Genomic DNA, 16502 nt, shown 5'->3' on the forward strand with positions numbered 1-16502 from the left:
AATTCGAGTTGCAGGACAAAACGCACAGCGTTTTGAACAGCGCATGCGCTGGCCCCGAAGGGGCGAGGCCACTGGCCGAGTCACGCGGCAAGTGCGCGAGTCCTCAGGAGCTTACTAAAGTAAGTGACTGGGGTGAGCACGCGCAGCCAACGCACCTGCAGCTCGAAGTATGACGGGTATTACTGGCCGGCGATTTTCATCTCCGGTAACAGCACTGAACCACACTGTATATTGCTGCGCGTTTCAATATCGTTACCGACCGTAACAATATTGCGCCACATATCTTTTAAGTTACCGGCGATGGTAATTTCGCTCACCGGGTACTGAATTTCACCGTTTTCGACCCAGAAGCCCGCCGCACCGCGCGAGTAATCGCCGGTGATGCCGCTCACGCCCTGGCCCATCAGCTCGGTGACAACCAGGCCGGTACCCATCTGCTTGAGCATCTGTTCAAAGTTCAGGCCCTGGCCTTCGATGCGCCAGTTGTGAATGCCGCCCGCGTGACCGGTACTTTTCAGCCCCAGTTTGCGCGCAGAATAGTTGGTCAGCAGCCACTGGGTCAGCACGCCGTCTTTGATAATGTCACGACGTTCGGTGCGCACGCCTTCGCTGTCGAACGGCGTGGACGCCAGCCCTTTCAGCAGGTGCGGATGTTCTTCGATGGTCAGCCATTCTGGCAGAATTTGGGTGCCCAGCGCGTCGAGCAGGAAGGTGGATTTACGATACACCGCCCCACCCGCAATCGCGCCGACCAGATGGCCAAACAGACCGGTTGCCACTTCATTGGCAAAAATAACTGGCGCTTTCATGGTCGACAGTTTGCGCGGAGACAGACGCGAAAGAGTGCGTCTTGCACAATCTTCACCGACCCACTCAGGAGACTGCAAATCGCCCATCGCGCGGCCAATGGTGTAGGCGTAATCACGTTCCATATCGCCGTTTTCTTCGGCGATAACGCAGCTGGACAGAGAGTGACGTGTTGAGCAGTAGCCCTGCAACATGCCGTGGCTGTTGCCGAACACCTTGATTCCGTAGTGGCTGTTGAAGCTGCCGCCCTCGGTATTGGTGATGCGTTTATCGGCTTTAAGCGACGCCTGTTCTGCGCGCGCCGCCAGCTCGATGGCTTCGTCCGGTGTGACTTCAGCCGGGTGGAACAGGTCCAGATCCGGGGCGTCAAACGCCAGCAGCTCTTTGTCTGCCACGCCCGCGTACGGGTCTGGCGAGGTGTAGCGCGCAATATCCAGCGCGGCCTGCACGGTACGGGCAATGGCATCCGGGCTGAGATCGGTCGAAGAGGCGCTGCCTTTGCGATTCTGGTGATAAACCGTAATCCCCAGCGCGCCGTCACTGTTAAATTCAACGTTTTCCACTTCGCCAAAGCGGGTGCTGACGCTAATGCCCGTGGTCTTACTGACCGCCACTTCTGCGCCGTCGGATTGGCCTGAGGCCAGCATCAGTGCTGTGGATACCGCTTCTTCAAGAATCTTACGCTGCGCTTCAACTTGTGAGGTTACTTTCATCGCAAATGCCATACTGTAAGAGGGAGTTATCTGAAGTCTAACAGAGAACCGTTTTTCAGTGCGCGTCTTAACTGGTAACATTAGCCTCTTTTTTAAGGAGCCTGACATGACTAAGCAGCCCGAAGACTGGCTCGACGACGTTCCCGGTGATGACATCGAAGACGAAGATGATGAAATCATCTGGGTCAGTAAAAGTGAAATTAAACGCGACGCCGAAGAGTTAAAACAACTTGGTGCGGAAATGGTAGAACTGGGTAAAAACGCGCTGGATAAACTCCCGCTCGACCCGGATCTGCGCGGTGCCATTGAACTGGCCCAACGAATCAAAAAAGAAGGCCGTCGCCGTCAGCTCCAGCTGATTGGTAAAATGCTGCGCCAGCGTGACGTAGAACCGATCCGCCAGGCGCTGGATAAGCTGAAGAACCGTCACAACCAGCAGGTTGCGCTGTTCCATAAGCTTGAGCAGATCCGCGACCGTCTGGTCGATAACGGTGACGATGCCGTCGCAGAAGTATTGAACCTGTGGCCGGACGCTGACCGCCAGCAGTTACGTTCGCTTATCCGTAACGCGAAGAAAGAGAAAGAAGGGAATAAGCCGCCGAAATCTGCGCGCCTGATTTTCCAGTATCTGCGCGAGCTGGCTGAGAACGAAGGTTAAGATTTTTGCCGGATGGCGCTGCGCTTATCCGGCCTACGATGTTGTCGGCCCGGATGGTTATCCGCCCAACGATTCTGTAGGCCCGGTAAGCAAAGCGCCACCGGGCACAACAGCTACTCTACCGCTTGTGCTTTCTTCGCCAGACCGTCCAGCAGTTTCTGATGAATCCCACCAAAACCACCGTTACTCATCACCAGAATGTGATCGCCCGGCTGCGCCGTTTTGACGATCATATCCGCTAATGTGTCTACGTCCGCATGCCAGTGCGCAGGCTGAATGCACGCTTCCGCCACTTCCGCTACCTGCCACGGGATATGCTGCGGTTGCAGGAGGAAGACTTCATCCGCACGGCCTAACGACGGTGCGAGATCGTCCTTACTGAGCCCCATTTTCATGGTATTCGAGCGCGGTTCCAGCACTGCCAGAATCCGCGCCGTGCCGCCCACTTTGCCACGCAGGGCAGCCAGCGTCGCGAGGATCGCCGTTGGGTGATGGGCGAAATCGTCGTACACGGTCACGCCGTTGGCTTCACCGCGCAGTTCGAGACGACGACGGGCGTTGATGAACGTGTTAAGCGCATTCGCCGCATCGGCAGGCAGGACGCCCACGTGACGCGCGGCGGCAATCGCCATCAGACCGTTATGCATGTTGTGTTCACCGACCAGCGCCCACTTCACTTCGCCGACTTTCTCACCGTCCAGCCACACTTCCCATTCGGAGGCGTCGGTGGTCAGTTTCTTCGCCTGCCAGTGGCCCTGCTCGCCCACCAGCTCCTGTTCGCTCCAGCAGCCCATCGCCATCGTCTGTTTCAGATTGATGTCGTTTTCCGGGTAGATGATGCGCCCCTGGCCCGGCACAATGCGCACCAGGTGGTGGAACTGTTTCTGAATCGCTTTCAGATCGTCAAAAATGTCTGCGTGATCAAACTCAAGGTTATTGAGGATCAGCGTGCGCGGGCAGTAATGCACGAATTTGGAACGCTTGTCGAAGAACGCGCAGTCATATTCATCCGCTTCAATCACGAAGAAAGGGCTGTCGCCCAAACGCGCGGAAACGTCAAAATTCCCCGGTACGCCGCCGATCACGAAGCCCGGCTTGTAGCCGCAGGCCTCTAAAATCCAGGTCGCCATTCCGGCGGTGGTGGTTTTGCCGTGCGTACCGGCCACGGCCAGCACCCAGCGATCGCGCAGCACGAAATCATGCAGCCACTGTGGGCCAGACATGAACGGAATGTTGCGTTCCAGCACCGCTTCCACACACGGATTACCACGGGTCATGGCGTTGCCGATAATCACTAAATCCGGCTCATCGTCCAGTTGGCTGGCGTCATATCCCGAAATCAGATCGATGCCCTGTTTCTCGAGCAATGTGCTCATTGGCGGATACACATTGGCGTCCGAACCCGTCACCTCATGGCCTAAAGAGCGCGCCAGCATCGCCAGTCCGCCCATGAAAGTGCCACAAATCCCCAATATATGAATGCGCATACGTCACTATCCCTCTTCTGTGTGGCGCACATTTTACTCACATGTCAGCGTCAGAGAAACGCATTTCAGGTAAATCCGTATTTTGCTGGCGCGATTCACCTCTGCGCTAATATTTGAATGTTTGTTAAGATTGTTGGGCTTCAGGCTTTATACGCAACATACGATCGCTTTACTCACATACGATGCAGGGAAAGTGTTATGAAAACGTTAGGTGAATTTATTGTCGAAAAGCAGCACGAGTTCTCTCATGCTACTGGTGAGCTCACTGCTTTGCTGTCGGCAATAAAGCTCGGCGCGAAGATCATCCACCGCGATATCAACAAGGCCGGTTTGGTCGATATCCTGGGTGCCAGCGGTGCCGAAAACGTGCAGGGCGAGGTGCAGCAAAAACTCGATCTGTTCGCCAATGAGAAATTGAAAGCCGCACTGCGCGCACGCGATATCGTCGCGGGAATTGCGTCCGAAGAAGAAGATGAAATCGTTGTTTTCGAAGGCTGCGAGCACGCCAAATACGTCGTTCTGATGGACCCGCTGGACGGTTCCTCCAATATCGACGTGAACGTTTCTGTCGGCACGATTTTCTCCATTTATCGCCGCGTTACGCCCGTCGGTACCCCGGTCACTGAAGAAGATTTCCTGCAGCCGGGCAGCAAGCAAGTGGCTGCCGGATATGTGGTTTACGGGTCATCCACCATGCTGGTGTACACCACCGGCTGCGGCGTTCATGCCTTTACCTACGATCCTTCGCTGGGCGTATTCTGCCTGAGCCAGGAGCGCATGCGCTTCCCGGAAAAAGGCACCACTTACTCCATCAACGAAGGCAACTACATCAAATTCCCGAACGGCGTGAAGAAATACATCAAATTCTGCCAGGAAGAAGATAAGTTGACCCAGCGCCCTTATACCTCGCGCTACATCGGTTCTCTGGTCGCGGATTTCCACCGTAACCTGCTGAAAGGCGGCATTTATCTTTATCCAAGCACCGCCAGCCACCCGGAAGGGAAACTGCGCCTGCTGTATGAATGCAACCCGATGGCGTTCCTGGCTGAACAGGCTGGCGGCAAGGCCAGCGATGGTAAAGAGCGGATTCTGGATATTATCCCGAACAGCCTGCACCAGCGCCGTTCGTTCTTTGTTGGCAACAATCACATGGTCGAAGACGTTGAACGTTTGATCCGCGAATACCCGGACGCGTAACGCTTTTACTCTGAGGGAGCATCGCTCCCTCTTTTCATTTATATATTTTACCGTATAAATGAATATAAAAATGGCGCTTTAATCTTCCCGGCCACTCACGCATTATTCTGAACAGTTAAATTTTATTCAGAGGAGTGACCGTCACGATGCAAAATTATTCTCGTGCAAACACCGGTATCGATTTAAATCTTATTCCTGTTTTTATTGAGATTGTCCGCTGCGGCAGCATGGCGAAAGCCTCCGTGCGTCTGGACATGTCGCGCCCGGCGGTAAGTCTGGCATTAAAACGTTTTAATCAACTTTTTGATGAGCCGTTATTTATTCGTAAAGGTTTATATCTTGAGCCCACGCAAAAAGCATTACAGCTGACAAATTCGCTGGAAAATTTAATGGCGGATATTCATCAAAATATTGGTGCGGTGAATACTGCGGAAGTATAAACCCCGACGCATTATGCGTCAGGGCTTATTTTAGTCAGGCCGTTTGGGCCGATAATTTAAACGACGACATGGCTTCAATCAGCTCGCGCGATTGCTCTTCCAGAGAGCGCGTCGCGGCGGAAGATTGTTGTACCAGCGCAGCATTTTGCTGCGCGGTTTCGTCCATCTGATTGACCGCGATATTCACCTGCTCAATACCACGGCTCTGCTCCAGAGACGCGTTGGCGATCTCACGCATCAGTTTGGTCATGCGCAGCACTTCGGTGGCGATTTCATCCATCGTTTCGCCAGCCTGCTGAGCCAGCTCGCTGCCTTCGTTGACGTGAGTCTGGGAATCACTGATTAGCGTACGAATCTCTTTCGCCGCATCGGCGCTGCGACTGGCGAGGTTACGCACTTCTCCGGCGACCACCGCAAACCCACGCCCCTGCTCGCCCGCGCGCGCCGCTTCGACCGAAGCATTGAGCGCCAGAATGTTCGTCTGGAAAGCAATGCCGTCAATCACGCTCAGGATGTCTGCGATGCGCGCCGAACTGCCTGAGATATCGCGCATTTTTTCAATTACGTAGCACACCATTTCGCTGCCGTGATCGGCGGTATCCGAGACGCTTTTCGCCATCTGGTGCGCCTGTTCGGCGTTATCGGCGTTCTGCTTCACGGTGGCGGTGATCTCTTCCATACTCGCTGCCGTCTGCTCAAGGGAGGTGGCCGTGGATTCCGTGCGCTGGGCCAGATTCATGTTTCCGGCGGTCAACTCGCGGCTGCCTGTATCAATTTGCGAGCTGGCATCGCGCACGCGCATGACCGAGCCCATCAGCGACTGGCGCATCTCTTCGATCGCCGCATTCAGGCGGTTAAATTCCTGGCTGGTCGGTTCGTTCAGGCTGTGTGTCAGATCGCCTGCCGCCACGTGTTCCAGCTGAGCAATCGACGCCAGAAGCGGTTTAAGCAGCATATTGCGCAGAGAAAGCCAGGCCAGAACGATGATCCCGGCGGTGAGCAGGGCGGCAATCACGATCAGCATCATCACCCGGTTTTTGCTCGACTGCACCGCTTTCACTTCCGATTTCCCGCGCTTTTCGCTCCACGACTGGAACGCTTGCATGTCGTTATCAAACTGACGCGCGACCGGGATCAGCTTATTCTCCAGCAGATCGTAATAGGTATCGGCGCTCTGTTGGTTCAGCGCGGCCACCATCGGAGTGATCCCTTCGGCGTTATAGGTGGCAAAACTTGCCGCCACTTTGTCCAGCAGTTGCTGCCCTTTCGGGTTCTCAATGCCGCCGTCGATCACGCCTTTCAGCGTTTTTTGCGCCTGAGCGACTTCGCGATTGATGTTCTGCACGGATTTGGCGGCATCGTCTAGCATACCGATTTCCATGAGTCGAACGGCCTGACCCGCTTCGTTACGGGCGCGCAAAATCAGGGTGTAACCCGCGTTGAGCTGCACCATCTGCTCACCCTGAAGGTGATTAATGCGCTGTAAAGAAGAGGAACTCTGTGTGAGGGCATAAATGCCAATGCCGCTGACAATCAGCAGCAGAAGGGTCATAACGGCCAGTAACGAAAGCAAGCCGGTACGAATCGATAGCGTTTTCAGCATGATGTTATTTCCGGTAGCGAGATATTTCTGGACAGAAATAAAGGTTATCGACCGCTACCGGAAAAAGTTTACACTTTAAGCAAATTCAGGACGTTATCTGTTGAGCGTTGTGGTGCTCACCCGCGTCACCGGCGAGCTGAGGCGATTTTCCCACAGTACTGTCAGACCACGCTGGAGCGCGATAAAGATGAACAGTAAAACGCCAATCGCGATTTTGGTCCACCAGGAGCTGAGCGTGCCGTCGAAGTTAATGTAGGTCTGAATCAGCCCCTGGATCGCCACACCAAACAGCGTGCCGAGTACCGTTCCAACGCCGCCGCTCAAGAGTGTACCGCCAATCACCACCGAGGCAATCGCGTCCAGTTCAACGCCCACGCCCGCCAGCGCGTAGCCCGCCTGGGTGTAGATCGAGAAGACAATTCCCGCCAGGGTCGCCAGCCCCGTTGATAGCATGTAGATGCGGATCGTGGTGCTGCGGGTGGAGATCCCCATCAGATTTGCCGATGTCGCGCTGCCGCCGATAGCGTAGACCTGGTTGCCAAAACGGGTGCGGTGCGCAAGGAACATGCCGATCACCACCACGCCGAGCATCAGCAGGCCCATCGCGCTCAGACGACCGCCGCCAGGGATTTTCCACGCCAGGCTGGAGAGGGTGTCGTAGATCGGATGGTTGATTGGGATCGACTCTTCCGATACCAGATAACTCACCCCACGCAGGAAAAACATCCCGGCGAGGGTAATGATAAACGCCGGGATTTTCAGAGCATCAATCAGCAGGCCCATAAACGCACCAAACGCGCAGCCCATCACCAGCACCAGCGGGAAAGCCAGCAGCGGCGAGATCCCCCAGAACCCAATCGCTTTGGCGAGGAACACGCCGGTAAAGGCGATCACCGACCCGACGGAGAGATCGATCCCGCCGGAAAGGATCACGAAGGTCATGCCGACGGCGATAATCCCCAGAAAGGCGTTATCAGTCAGAATGTTGCAAATCACACGCGTCGAGGCGAAACCGGGGAATTGCGTCAGGCAGTAGAGATAGCCCAGCACAAAGACGCCCAGGGTGATCATGAGCGGTAAGTTACGTTTTATCATGGCCGCGTATCCCCTTGATGATGCTAATAAAGCGCGACGACTGAACAATCAGTACGCAGAGCACAACCACCGCTTTGACCACCTGATTCAGCTCCGGCTGGAAGCCAGAGAGCAAAATACCGGTGTTCATCCCCTGGATAATCAGCGCGCCAATCACCGACAGCAGCAGGTTAAAGCGCCCGCCCATCAGCGATCCGCCGCCAATCACCACCGCCAGAATCGCATCCAGCTCCAGCCATAATCCGGCGTTATTGGCATCAGCCCCGCGAATATCGGCGGCGACAATAATCCCGGCAATGGCCGCGCAGACCCCGCTCAGGACGTAGGTCAGCATCACCACCATCCGGGTGCTGACCCCCGCATTTTTCGCGGCGCGAATGTTGATCCCCACGGCTTCGATAAACATCCCCAGCGCCGTTTTACGGGTGAACAGCCAGAACACGACAAGCGTCACCAGGGCAATGATCACCGGCGTCGGAAACAGCAGCAGCCTGCCGCTGCCGAACCACGCCAGCTGCGGAGAGTCGAAGGTGACGATCTGCCCGGAGGTAATCAACTGCGCCACGCCGCGTCCGGCCACCATCAGAATTAAGGTGGCAACGAACGGCTGGATCTTCAGAAGCGAGACCAGAATTCCATTCCACAGGCCCGCCAGTACGCCGGTCCCTAGTGCCGCTAAAATCACAACCGGCAGACTGTGTCCGGCAACCGTCATCGAGGCGGCTGTCGCGCCCGCGATGGCCATCGTCGCGCCGACGGACAAATCGATCCCGCCAGTAGCAATCACCAGCGTCATGCCAATTGCCAACAGCGCCACCGGTGCGGCGCGGTTTAGAATATCGATAGGGCTACCGAACAGGCGGCCATCCTGCAAAATAATCTGGAAGAAATGCGGCGCAACGAGGCTATCCACCACCAGCACCAGCAGCAGTGCCACGATCTGCGGCGTGCCGGTGGGCCAGTTAACGCGGCGCCTGGATTCGCCTGGCTGGGGAAGAGAACGGGGCATCACGATTGACTCCTTATGCCGCGATAGCATTCATGATCGCCGGAACCGAGAGTTCATCCAGCGGGATCTCTGCCACCTGCTTACGATCACGCATGATAATCACGCGATCGGCATACCCCACCAGCTCTTCAAGCTCGGAGGAGATGACCAGCAGCGCCAGACCGTCAGCGCACAGCGTTTCGATCAGGCGAATAATTTCGGCGTGCGCGCCCACATCGATACCGCGCGTCGGCTCATCGAGGATCAGGAACTGCGGTTTGGTCAGCAGCCAGCGGGAGAGCAGCACTTTTTGCTGGTTGCCACCGGAGAGGAACTCAATCGGCTGCTCGGTGCTGGGGGTGCGAATGCCGAGCTGGCGAATAAAACGCTCGGCAATGGCGACCTGCTCGCGCTTAGGGATTGGCCGCAGCCAGCCGCGCTGGGCCTGTAACGCCAGCACGATATTTTCGCGCACCGAGGCGGCGGCAATGATGCCGTCGGTTTTCCTGTCCTCCGGGCAAAAACCAATTCCCAGACAGGAGGCCCGATGGGGAGAACTCAGCGTTTGCGGTTTGCCTTTGATCATCGCACTGCCGCTGTCGGCTGGTTTGATGCCAAAAATCACCTCGGCGGTTTCAGTACGCCCCGATCCTAACAGACCCGCCAGACCCACGATTTCGCCTGGGCGCACTTCCAGGTTGAACGGGGTGATGATGCCTTTTTTGCCAAAATCTTTGAACGCGGCAACGGGTTTGTCGCTCAACAGCGTCCGGCCCGCCCGCTGGAGCGCATGGGTGTCCAGCTCGCGGCCCAGCATCATTTTGACCAGCTCGATCTGCGGCAGCTCGCGGGTTTCGCGACAGCCGACAAAACTGCCGTTGCGCAGAACCGTAATGCGATCGCTGACCTGATAAACCTGATCGAGGAAGTGGGTGACGAAAATCAGACTAACGCCCTGATCGCGCAACTGGCGCATCAGAGTGAACAGCATTTCCACTTCCTGGGTATCGAGGCTGGCGGTGGGTTCGTCGAGGATCAGTACTTTGGCAGAGAGATCGATCGCCCGGCAAATGGCGACAATCTGCTGCATCGCCACCGAAAAGCGGTTCAGCGGCTCGCGCACGTCGAGGGAAAAACCGTAGGATTCCATCAGTTTGGTGGCGCGCGCTTCCATCTCTTTTCGGCGCAACAGGCCGAAGCGACGCGGCTCACGACCAATAAACAGATTATCCGCCACCGACATGTTTGGCAGCAGGTTTACTTCCTGGTAAACCGTCCCGATGCCCAACTGTTGGGCGTGGGCGGTATTTTTCGGGGAGATGGCGTTGCCTTCAAGAAAAATGGTGCCGCGATCGGCGTGGTACACGCCGGTTAACGCTTTGATCAGCGTCGATTTCCCGGCGCCATTTTCACCGAGCAGCGCCATAATTTCACCGCGACGCAGGCTGAAATCGACGTTATCCAGCGCTTTCACGCCGGGGAAGAATTTGCTTAATCCTTCGGTTCGGAGGATTTCCTGGTGTTGTTCTTGAGTCATGATTCCCCCTACATCACGCCGGATGGCGCTACGCTTATCCGGCCTACAAAAATGCGTACTGTAGGCCGGGTAAGCGCAGCGGCACCCGGCATTTTTCCTGGCTGAGAGGCCTTAGTAGCCCATGTTTTTCTTCTTCTCTAACTCTTCTTTCGCCGTGTCTGGCAGGTAGAGGGTAGATTTAGTGATGGTCAGCTGTTCAGGTTTGGTGCCGTCTTTCTTGAATTTCTCAAGAGCATCAAACGCCGGACCGGCCATGTTTGGCGTTAGCTCGACGCTGGCGTTCGCTTCGCCGTCAATCATCGCTTTATAGATATCCGGCACGCCGTCGATAGAGCCGGTGAGGATATCTTTGCCCGGTTTCAGGCCCGCTTCTTTGATCGCCTGAATCGCACCGATCACCATGTCGTCGTTATGGGCGTAAACCATGCAGATATTTTTGCCGTTGTTCTCAGCCTTGATGAAGCTCTCCATAACCTCTTTACCTTTGCTGCGGGTAAAGTCACCGGACTGAGAACGGATGATTTTGATGTTTGGCGCTTTGGCGATGGCTTCCGCAAAGCCTTTTTTACGGTCGATCGCCACGCTAGCGCCGACGGTACCTTGCAGTTCGACCACGTTACACGGCTTGCCATCGACCTGCTTAATCAGCCAGTCACCGATCAGCTGCCCTTCGAGCACGTTGTTTGCGGTGACGGTGGTCATATAGAGAGATTTGTCTTTCACATCAATGGAACGGTCGAGCAGGAACACCGGAATTTCAGCGTCTTTGGCTTCTTTTAGCACCGGTTCCCAGCCTGTCGCCACCACCGGCGCGATGAAAATGGCGTCAACGCCCTGGGCGATAAACGAACGCACCGCTTTGATCTGGTTTTCCTGTTTTTGCTGGCCATCGGCGATTTTCAGCGTGATACCGCGCTTTTGGGCCTCGCTTTTCGCGACGTTGGTTTCAGCCGCTCGCCAGCCAGATTCCGATCCAACCTGTGAAAAACCGACGGTTAATGGTGCGGCCATCGCCATAGACGACATGGCTGCCGAAACTGCTGTGACAAGAAGTAAGCGCTTCCACATAATGATGCCCTCGTAGCCCAGGTTATTGTTGGTCAAAAGATGTTCTGCGAAAAAACTATAGCCAATGGAATATGTAACGGATTGCGTTACATCACACTTCGGAAAAGTGAATAAAACGTTAATCACAAGTTTGTAATCGCTTTCATTCGCCCATTAAATATGCGGCTGAGTTTATGGATTTTCCTGTCATGGAAAGGTTCTGAAAATGGCGCGGGGATGCGGATGAGAATGAAAACAGGCGGAGACTTTCAGCGCGAGTTGGCTATAATACTCGCCACTTGTTTAGCATACACATAGGACACTCACATGAGCTTACTCAACGTCCCTGCGGGTAAAGAACTGCCGGAAGACATCTACGTTGTTATCGAAATCCCGGCCAACGCAGATCCTATCAAATACGAAATCGACAAAGACACCGGTGCGCTGTTCGTTGACCGTTTCATGTCCACCGCGATGTTCTATCCGTGCAACTACGGTTACATCAACCACACCCTGTCTCTGGACGGTGACCCGGTAGACGTTCTGGTCCCAACTCCGTACCCACTGGCCCCAGGTTCTGTGGTTCGCTGCCGTCCGGTTGGCGTACTGAAAATGACCGACGAAGCCGGTGAAGATGCGAAACTGGTTGCCGTTCCGCACACCAAACTGAGCAAAGAGTACGATCACATCAAAGATGTGAACGACCTGCCAGAACTGCTGAAAGCGCAGATCACTCACTTCTTCGAGCACTATAAAGATCTCGAAAAAGGCAAATGGGTTAAAGTTGACGGCTGGGACAACGCTGAAGCAGCGAAAGCTGAAATCGTTGCGTCCTTCGAGCGCGCCGCTAAGAAGTAATTCTTACGCCCTATGCTAAGCCCCGCGAGTCGGGGCTTTTTTGTGTCTGTCATTCTGTATCCCCTTAATATCTGACCGGTTATTGACCTACCAGAAAAGGTAGTCGCAGTTCACATTACTCATTTGATAATGAGAGTAGATATCATTATCATTTGCACTTCGTAAATAACTGTGAATAAACGTCAATGACCCTACACAATGTGAAGACCCTTAAAGCCTCCCTCGCACTCGCCGTTGCTGCGGCTTTCATGCTGACCAGCGTGTCTGGTTACGCTACCCCGCTGCCGGAGAAAGACTTTGTCACCCAGCCCGTGGGCCACGGTGTTTATGAACTGGCCTACGACGGACAGGCGAAAGTGCTGTTCGCCGCCAGCGCCCCTTCGTTTGATAAAGACAAAACCAAAGGCAAAATTTACAAGCTGGACCTGGAAGACCTGACGGGAACGGGCGTGATTGAAACCACGCGCCGCGTGTTCGCCACCGCGCTTGACGAAGAAAATCACCTTCTCTACGTGGGCAACACGCTGGAAGGCTCCGTCACCGTCATCGATACCCAGACCGGCAAAGAGCTGGCGGTTATCCAGCTCGCCGACACCAGCAACCCGAAAGATATCGCCCACACCCGCGAAATGGTGCTCGATAAACAGCATCACCGCCTGTACGTCACCGCCGTGGTGGAGAAAGGCATCGTCTGGGTGATCGACACCGAAAAGCGCCAGCTGGTTAATACCCTGACAGATATGGGCGAATACCCGACCGGGCTGGCGGTAGACGCTGAGAAAAATCGTCTGTATGTGGTTAACGGCAAAAATGGGCTGATTGTCGTGGATACCCAAACCGACAAAATCGTCAGCCGCTTCAACGTCGAACCAGAGAAAAAACACTTCTTCCTGAACATCGCGCTGGACAGCAAAAATAACCGCACTTTCCTGACTGATCCGGATTTACCGAACGTTCTGGTGGTGGATATCACGACCGGCAAAGTGCTTGATCATATCGACGTCACCAATTCTCTGGCGGTGCTTTACAACGAAAAGCGTAACGAGATTTACGTCACGCACCGCAACGGAAAACTCATCAGCATTATCGACAGCAAAACGTATCAGGTGAAAAACAGCATCGCGACCAGCGCAATGCCGAACAGCCTCGCCCTCTCTACCGACGGTAACGTGCTGTACGCCAGCGTTAAACAAGACGAGAAAGAGGCCAAAGAGAAGCCGGATTACGTCATCAGAATCGCCCTCGATAAGCTCTGATTCCTTCACCAACCACACCCTGCGGCGTAAGACCGTCGGGTGTTTTTTATTTTTCCTTTTGGGTTTATGGCTATGAAAACGCGTCAATTAATTACGTTCACAGGCATGGTGGCGTTAACCGGCACACTGGTTTTACCCGCACAGGCGGATGACGAAATGGTGGTCACCGCGACCGGCTTTGCACAGCAGAAAAAAGAAGCCCCCGCCACGATTTCCAGTATCGATCGCAAAACGCTGGATATTCAGCCCGACCAGACCATCGGCGATGCGATTAAAAATATCCCCGGCGTATCGGTCTCTAACGGCGGCAGCGATATGGCCAACGGCAGCATTATGATGCGCGGGATGGACTCAAGCTATACGGCATTTATGGTCAACAGCGTAAAGCAAAACACCAGCGAATCGCGGCCTTACGGCCAGGATATCGGTGCAGAAGCGGGCTTTTTACCGCCGATGGAAGCCATCGAGCGCATCGAAGTGATTCGTGGTCCAATGTCCTCCCTGTACGGCTCTGATGCCATCGGCGGGGTGGTCAACGTGATCACCAAAAAACCCTACGGCGTAGCAGACTGGACCGGCGCTATCGCCGCCAACACCTGGCTGCAGGAACATAAAGATCTCGGCAACACCAGCCAGCTGAACCTGTTTGCGATGGGGCCACTCATTCAGGACAAACTGGGTTTAAGCATTGCCGCTGACGGATTGGATCGCCGCGACGACGAGCGCCAGAATTACTTCGGCAAGCACAACCGCAAATCGGTGGATGCCACGCTCGGCCTGAAGGCCAGCGAAAATAACCTCTTCGATCTGAATGTGGTTGTGGGCGAGCAGGAAAAAAATCGCACCAAAAAACGCGGTACGCCGTGGATGTGGAAATTCGATCGCGACGCGGTGACCCTCACGCATACCGGCTGGTATGCAGATGACACCATTGCCACAACCAACTACATCAATTACGAAAAAGGGCGTTCGAAGTATCTGCTGGACAACACCTCGCCCGAATATGTGCAGACGGAAAACTACGTTGCCAACTCGCAAACTACGTTCACGTTGGATAACCACAAGCTCACCGTCGGGGCCAACTTTACGCGCGAAGAGTTAAACGACCATTTCTACGAGTCGGGCAAAACCCTGCCGGGCGTGGAGCCGGTGACCAAAGTGACGCGTAACGGCTGGGCGCTGTTTGCAGAAGATGCGTGGACGATCAATGATTTTACCCTGACCACTTCCGCGCGTGGCGATTACGACAGCTACTTCGGCGCGCACGTAACGCCAAAACTGTACGGTAACTGGGCAATCACCGATGCCTGGGCGCTGAAAGGCGGCCTCTCGGCGGGCTATAAAAAACCGGAGCTGCGCGCTACCTCGGATCAATTCGTCACCCCGCACGGGTCAACGCCGCCGTATCCGTTCCTGACCGTGGGTAACGACGATCTGAAACCTGAGAAAAGCATCAACGCCGAAACGGGCCTGTACTGGACCGGAGAATCCGTGTCGCTGGACGGCACCGTCTTCTATACCCAGTTCAAGGACAAAATCTCCGAGCAGACCATCTGCGAAACGACGTCCACTCACCAGTGCGAAGTGAACGGCTACAAAGCGGATTCCGTGGATAAATATTTTAACGTCAGCAAAGCCGACGTTTACGGTATCGAGCTGAATGGCGACTGGCAGATTACCGCCGACCTGAAAGCGAACGCGAACTACACCTATAACCACAGCGAGCAGAAATCCGGCGTGGATAAGGGTTACGCGCTGAATGATTTCCCACGTCACATGGCGAACGTGTCACTGACCTGGGCAACCACGCAGTCTCTGGACCTGTGGAGTAACGCGAACTACCGCAGCAGCAACCGTGACAGCAACAGTGGCACGGAATATGAGGCTTACACGCTGGTCGATATCGGCGCGCGCTATAAGCTGAATAAAAACACCCAACTGTTGGCGGGAATTTATAACCTGTTTGATGCAGACCCGAAACGCACCACCTCGTGGGGCGATTACGGGCAGCTCGAAGGACGTCGATACAATCTTGGGGCAAGGATTGAGTTTTAATTCTGCGCTCAGCCAGGCCGCTGGAGAAACCTGAGCCGTTTATTGCCGGGTGGCGCTGCGCTTACCCGGCCTACATGACGGTATCGCAGCTTTTGTAGGCCGGGTAAGCGTAGGCGCCACCCGTCAGCATTAGCCTCAGTCGATAAGCGTTTGCAAACGCAGCAGCACATCTTCAACAACTTCATCTGCGGCCACACCCAGCCGTTTAGCCTGCCGGGCACTGAGATCCAGCATCCTGATTTGATTGACCAGAACCACGCCCTGAATGTCACCCTCTTCACAGCTCAGCGGCACGCTGAAACCCGCATAACGAGCGAAGTTGCCACCTTGAGTGACAGGGGCAATTAACGTCATTCCTAACTGATTAAAATCACCGACTGATAGGACGAGCGCAGGCCGACTCTCCCCTTGTTGCTCATGACCTCTTACGGGATCAAGCCCGACGAGCACAATATCCCCGCGCTCAAAAATCGGGCGCTTTACCATATTTCATCCCCCACAGGGCCGGATGCTCCCCAGAGTTCCTGTTCACTTATTTCTGGAGCTGTCGTATCGCACTGCGCCAGCAGTTCTTCTAGCGTGTAACGCTTAGCTACTGGCGTTAGCACTAACTGATTATTCATTACCTGAGCTTCCATACTCTGACCCGGTTGTAAACCGAGCTCTTTCATTACTGTGCCTGGAATAACCATACCTGCACTGTTTCCCCACTTTTTAATAGTTATACGCATCATTACCTCCAAGGTTATACAAAGTATAAC

At 54.9% G+C, this 16502-nt stretch carries 15 protein-coding genes; 6 read left to right on the plus strand and 9 right to left on the minus strand.

The genetic code is table 11. From position 1 onward, the window contains the following. Positions 1 to 179 precede the first annotated feature (179 nt). On the minus strand, positions 180 to 1532 hold the full coding sequence (gene pmbA / locus C3708_RS16610; RefSeq protein ID WP_095280537.1) for a metalloprotease PmbA: 1353 nt from the start codon (positions 1530 to 1532) through the stop codon (positions 180 to 182). Between the two features lie 94 nt (positions 1533 to 1626). Between pmbA and yjgA the strand changes: the two genes are divergently transcribed. Then, complete coding sequence (yjgA, locus tag C3708_RS16615) at positions 1627 to 2178, plus strand: ribosome biogenesis factor YjgA (RefSeq protein ID WP_095280536.1); 552 nt, start codon at positions 1627 to 1629, stop codon at positions 2176 to 2178. A gap of 113 nt (positions 2179 to 2291) precedes the next feature. Here the strand turns inward: yjgA and mpl are convergent, their stop codons facing one another. After that, positions 2292 to 3665, minus strand: coding sequence for a UDP-N-acetylmuramate:L-alanyl-gamma-D-glutamyl-meso-diaminopimelate ligase (gene mpl / locus C3708_RS16620; protein ID WP_095280535.1), 1374 nt, complete (start codon positions 3663 to 3665; stop codon positions 2292 to 2294). A 198-nt stretch (positions 3666 to 3863) separates the two neighbouring features. On the opposite strand from mpl, the gene fbp reads away from it, so the two are divergent. Both fbp and C3708_RS16630 read left to right on the plus strand, forming a co-directional pair. Then, entirely contained in the window at positions 3864 to 4862 is a 999-nt protein-coding gene (gene fbp / locus C3708_RS16625; RefSeq protein ID WP_095280534.1) for a class 1 fructose-bisphosphatase, read from the plus strand. A 146-nt stretch (positions 4863 to 5008) separates the two neighbouring features. After that, positions 5009 to 5302, plus strand: coding sequence for a LysR family transcriptional regulator (locus C3708_RS16630; RefSeq protein ID WP_095280533.1), 294 nt, complete (start codon positions 5009 to 5011; stop codon positions 5300 to 5302). Between the two features lie 34 nt (positions 5303 to 5336). Here C3708_RS16630 and C3708_RS16635 read toward each other — a convergent pair whose 3' ends face one another. From C3708_RS16635 to ytfQ, 5 genes are all read right to left on the minus strand, one after another. After that, the gene (locus C3708_RS16635) at positions 5337 to 6905 is read right to left on the minus strand and encodes a methyl-accepting chemotaxis protein (protein ID WP_095280532.1); all 1569 of its coding nucleotides are present in this window, start codon (positions 6903 to 6905) and stop codon (positions 5337 to 5339) included. A 93-nt stretch (positions 6906 to 6998) separates the two neighbouring features. Beyond that, positions 6999 to 8000, minus strand: a complete 1002-nt coding sequence (yjfF, locus tag C3708_RS16640) for a galactofuranose ABC transporter, permease protein YjfF (protein WP_095280531.1) — start codon at positions 7998 to 8000, stop codon at positions 6999 to 7001. Continuing rightward, the gene (gene ytfT, locus C3708_RS16645; protein ID WP_095280530.1) at positions 7987 to 9012 is read right to left on the minus strand and encodes a galactofuranose ABC transporter, ATP-binding protein YtfT; all 1026 of its coding nucleotides are present in this window, start codon (positions 9010 to 9012) and stop codon (positions 7987 to 7989) included. The genes yjfF and ytfT overlap by 14 nt, the downstream gene beginning before the upstream one ends. A gap of 10 nt (positions 9013 to 9022) precedes the next feature. After that, positions 9023 to 10525, minus strand: a complete 1503-nt coding sequence (ytfR, locus tag C3708_RS16650) for a galactofuranose ABC transporter, ATP-binding protein YtfR (RefSeq protein WP_103949821.1) — start codon at positions 10523 to 10525, stop codon at positions 9023 to 9025. Between the two features lie 111 nt (positions 10526 to 10636). Continuing rightward, a complete protein-coding gene (gene ytfQ / locus C3708_RS16655; RefSeq protein WP_095284160.1) occupies positions 10637 to 11593 on the minus strand; it encodes a galactofuranose ABC transporter substrate-binding protein YtfQ in 957 nt (318 codons plus the stop codon). Between the two features lie 306 nt (positions 11594 to 11899). Between ytfQ and ppa the strand changes: the two genes are divergently transcribed. The 3 genes from ppa to C3708_RS16670 all read left to right on the plus strand — a co-directional run bounded on the left by ppa (position 11900) and on the right by C3708_RS16670 (position 15741). Next, a complete protein-coding gene (gene ppa / locus C3708_RS16660) occupies positions 11900 to 12430 on the plus strand; it encodes an inorganic diphosphatase (RefSeq protein ID WP_064324598.1) in 531 nt (176 codons plus the stop codon). A gap of 185 nt (positions 12431 to 12615) precedes the next feature. After that, the gene (locus tag C3708_RS16665) at positions 12616 to 13686 is read left to right on the plus strand and encodes a YncE family protein (RefSeq protein ID WP_103949822.1); all 1071 of its coding nucleotides are present in this window, start codon (positions 12616 to 12618) and stop codon (positions 13684 to 13686) included. Between the two features lie 72 nt (positions 13687 to 13758). After that, the gene (locus C3708_RS16670) at positions 13759 to 15741 is read left to right on the plus strand and encodes a TonB-dependent receptor domain-containing protein (protein WP_103949853.1); all 1983 of its coding nucleotides are present in this window, start codon (positions 13759 to 13761) and stop codon (positions 15739 to 15741) included. Positions 15742 to 15876: 135 nt separating this feature from the next. Here the strand turns inward: C3708_RS16670 and C3708_RS16675 are convergent, their stop codons facing one another. Together C3708_RS16675 and C3708_RS16680 are read right to left on the minus strand one after the other, a co-directional pair. Continuing rightward, positions 15877 to 16227: a type II toxin-antitoxin system ChpB family toxin gene (locus C3708_RS16675; protein WP_103949823.1), complete on the minus strand. Its 351-nt coding sequence runs from the start codon at positions 16225 to 16227 to the stop codon at positions 15877 to 15879. After that, positions 16221 to 16472 (minus strand): AbrB/MazE/SpoVT family DNA-binding domain-containing protein, encoded by a 252-nt coding sequence (locus tag C3708_RS16680; RefSeq protein ID WP_103949854.1) that lies wholly within the window; start codon positions 16470 to 16472, stop codon positions 16221 to 16223. Before C3708_RS16680 ends, C3708_RS16675 begins: the two co-directional genes overlap by 7 nt. Positions 16473 to 16502 lie beyond the last annotated feature (30 nt).

It is taken from the genome of Lelliottia sp. 7254-16, from assembly GCF_002922995.1.
Classification (GTDB): domain Bacteria; phylum Pseudomonadota; class Gammaproteobacteria; order Enterobacterales; family Enterobacteriaceae; genus Enterobacter; species Enterobacter jeotgali.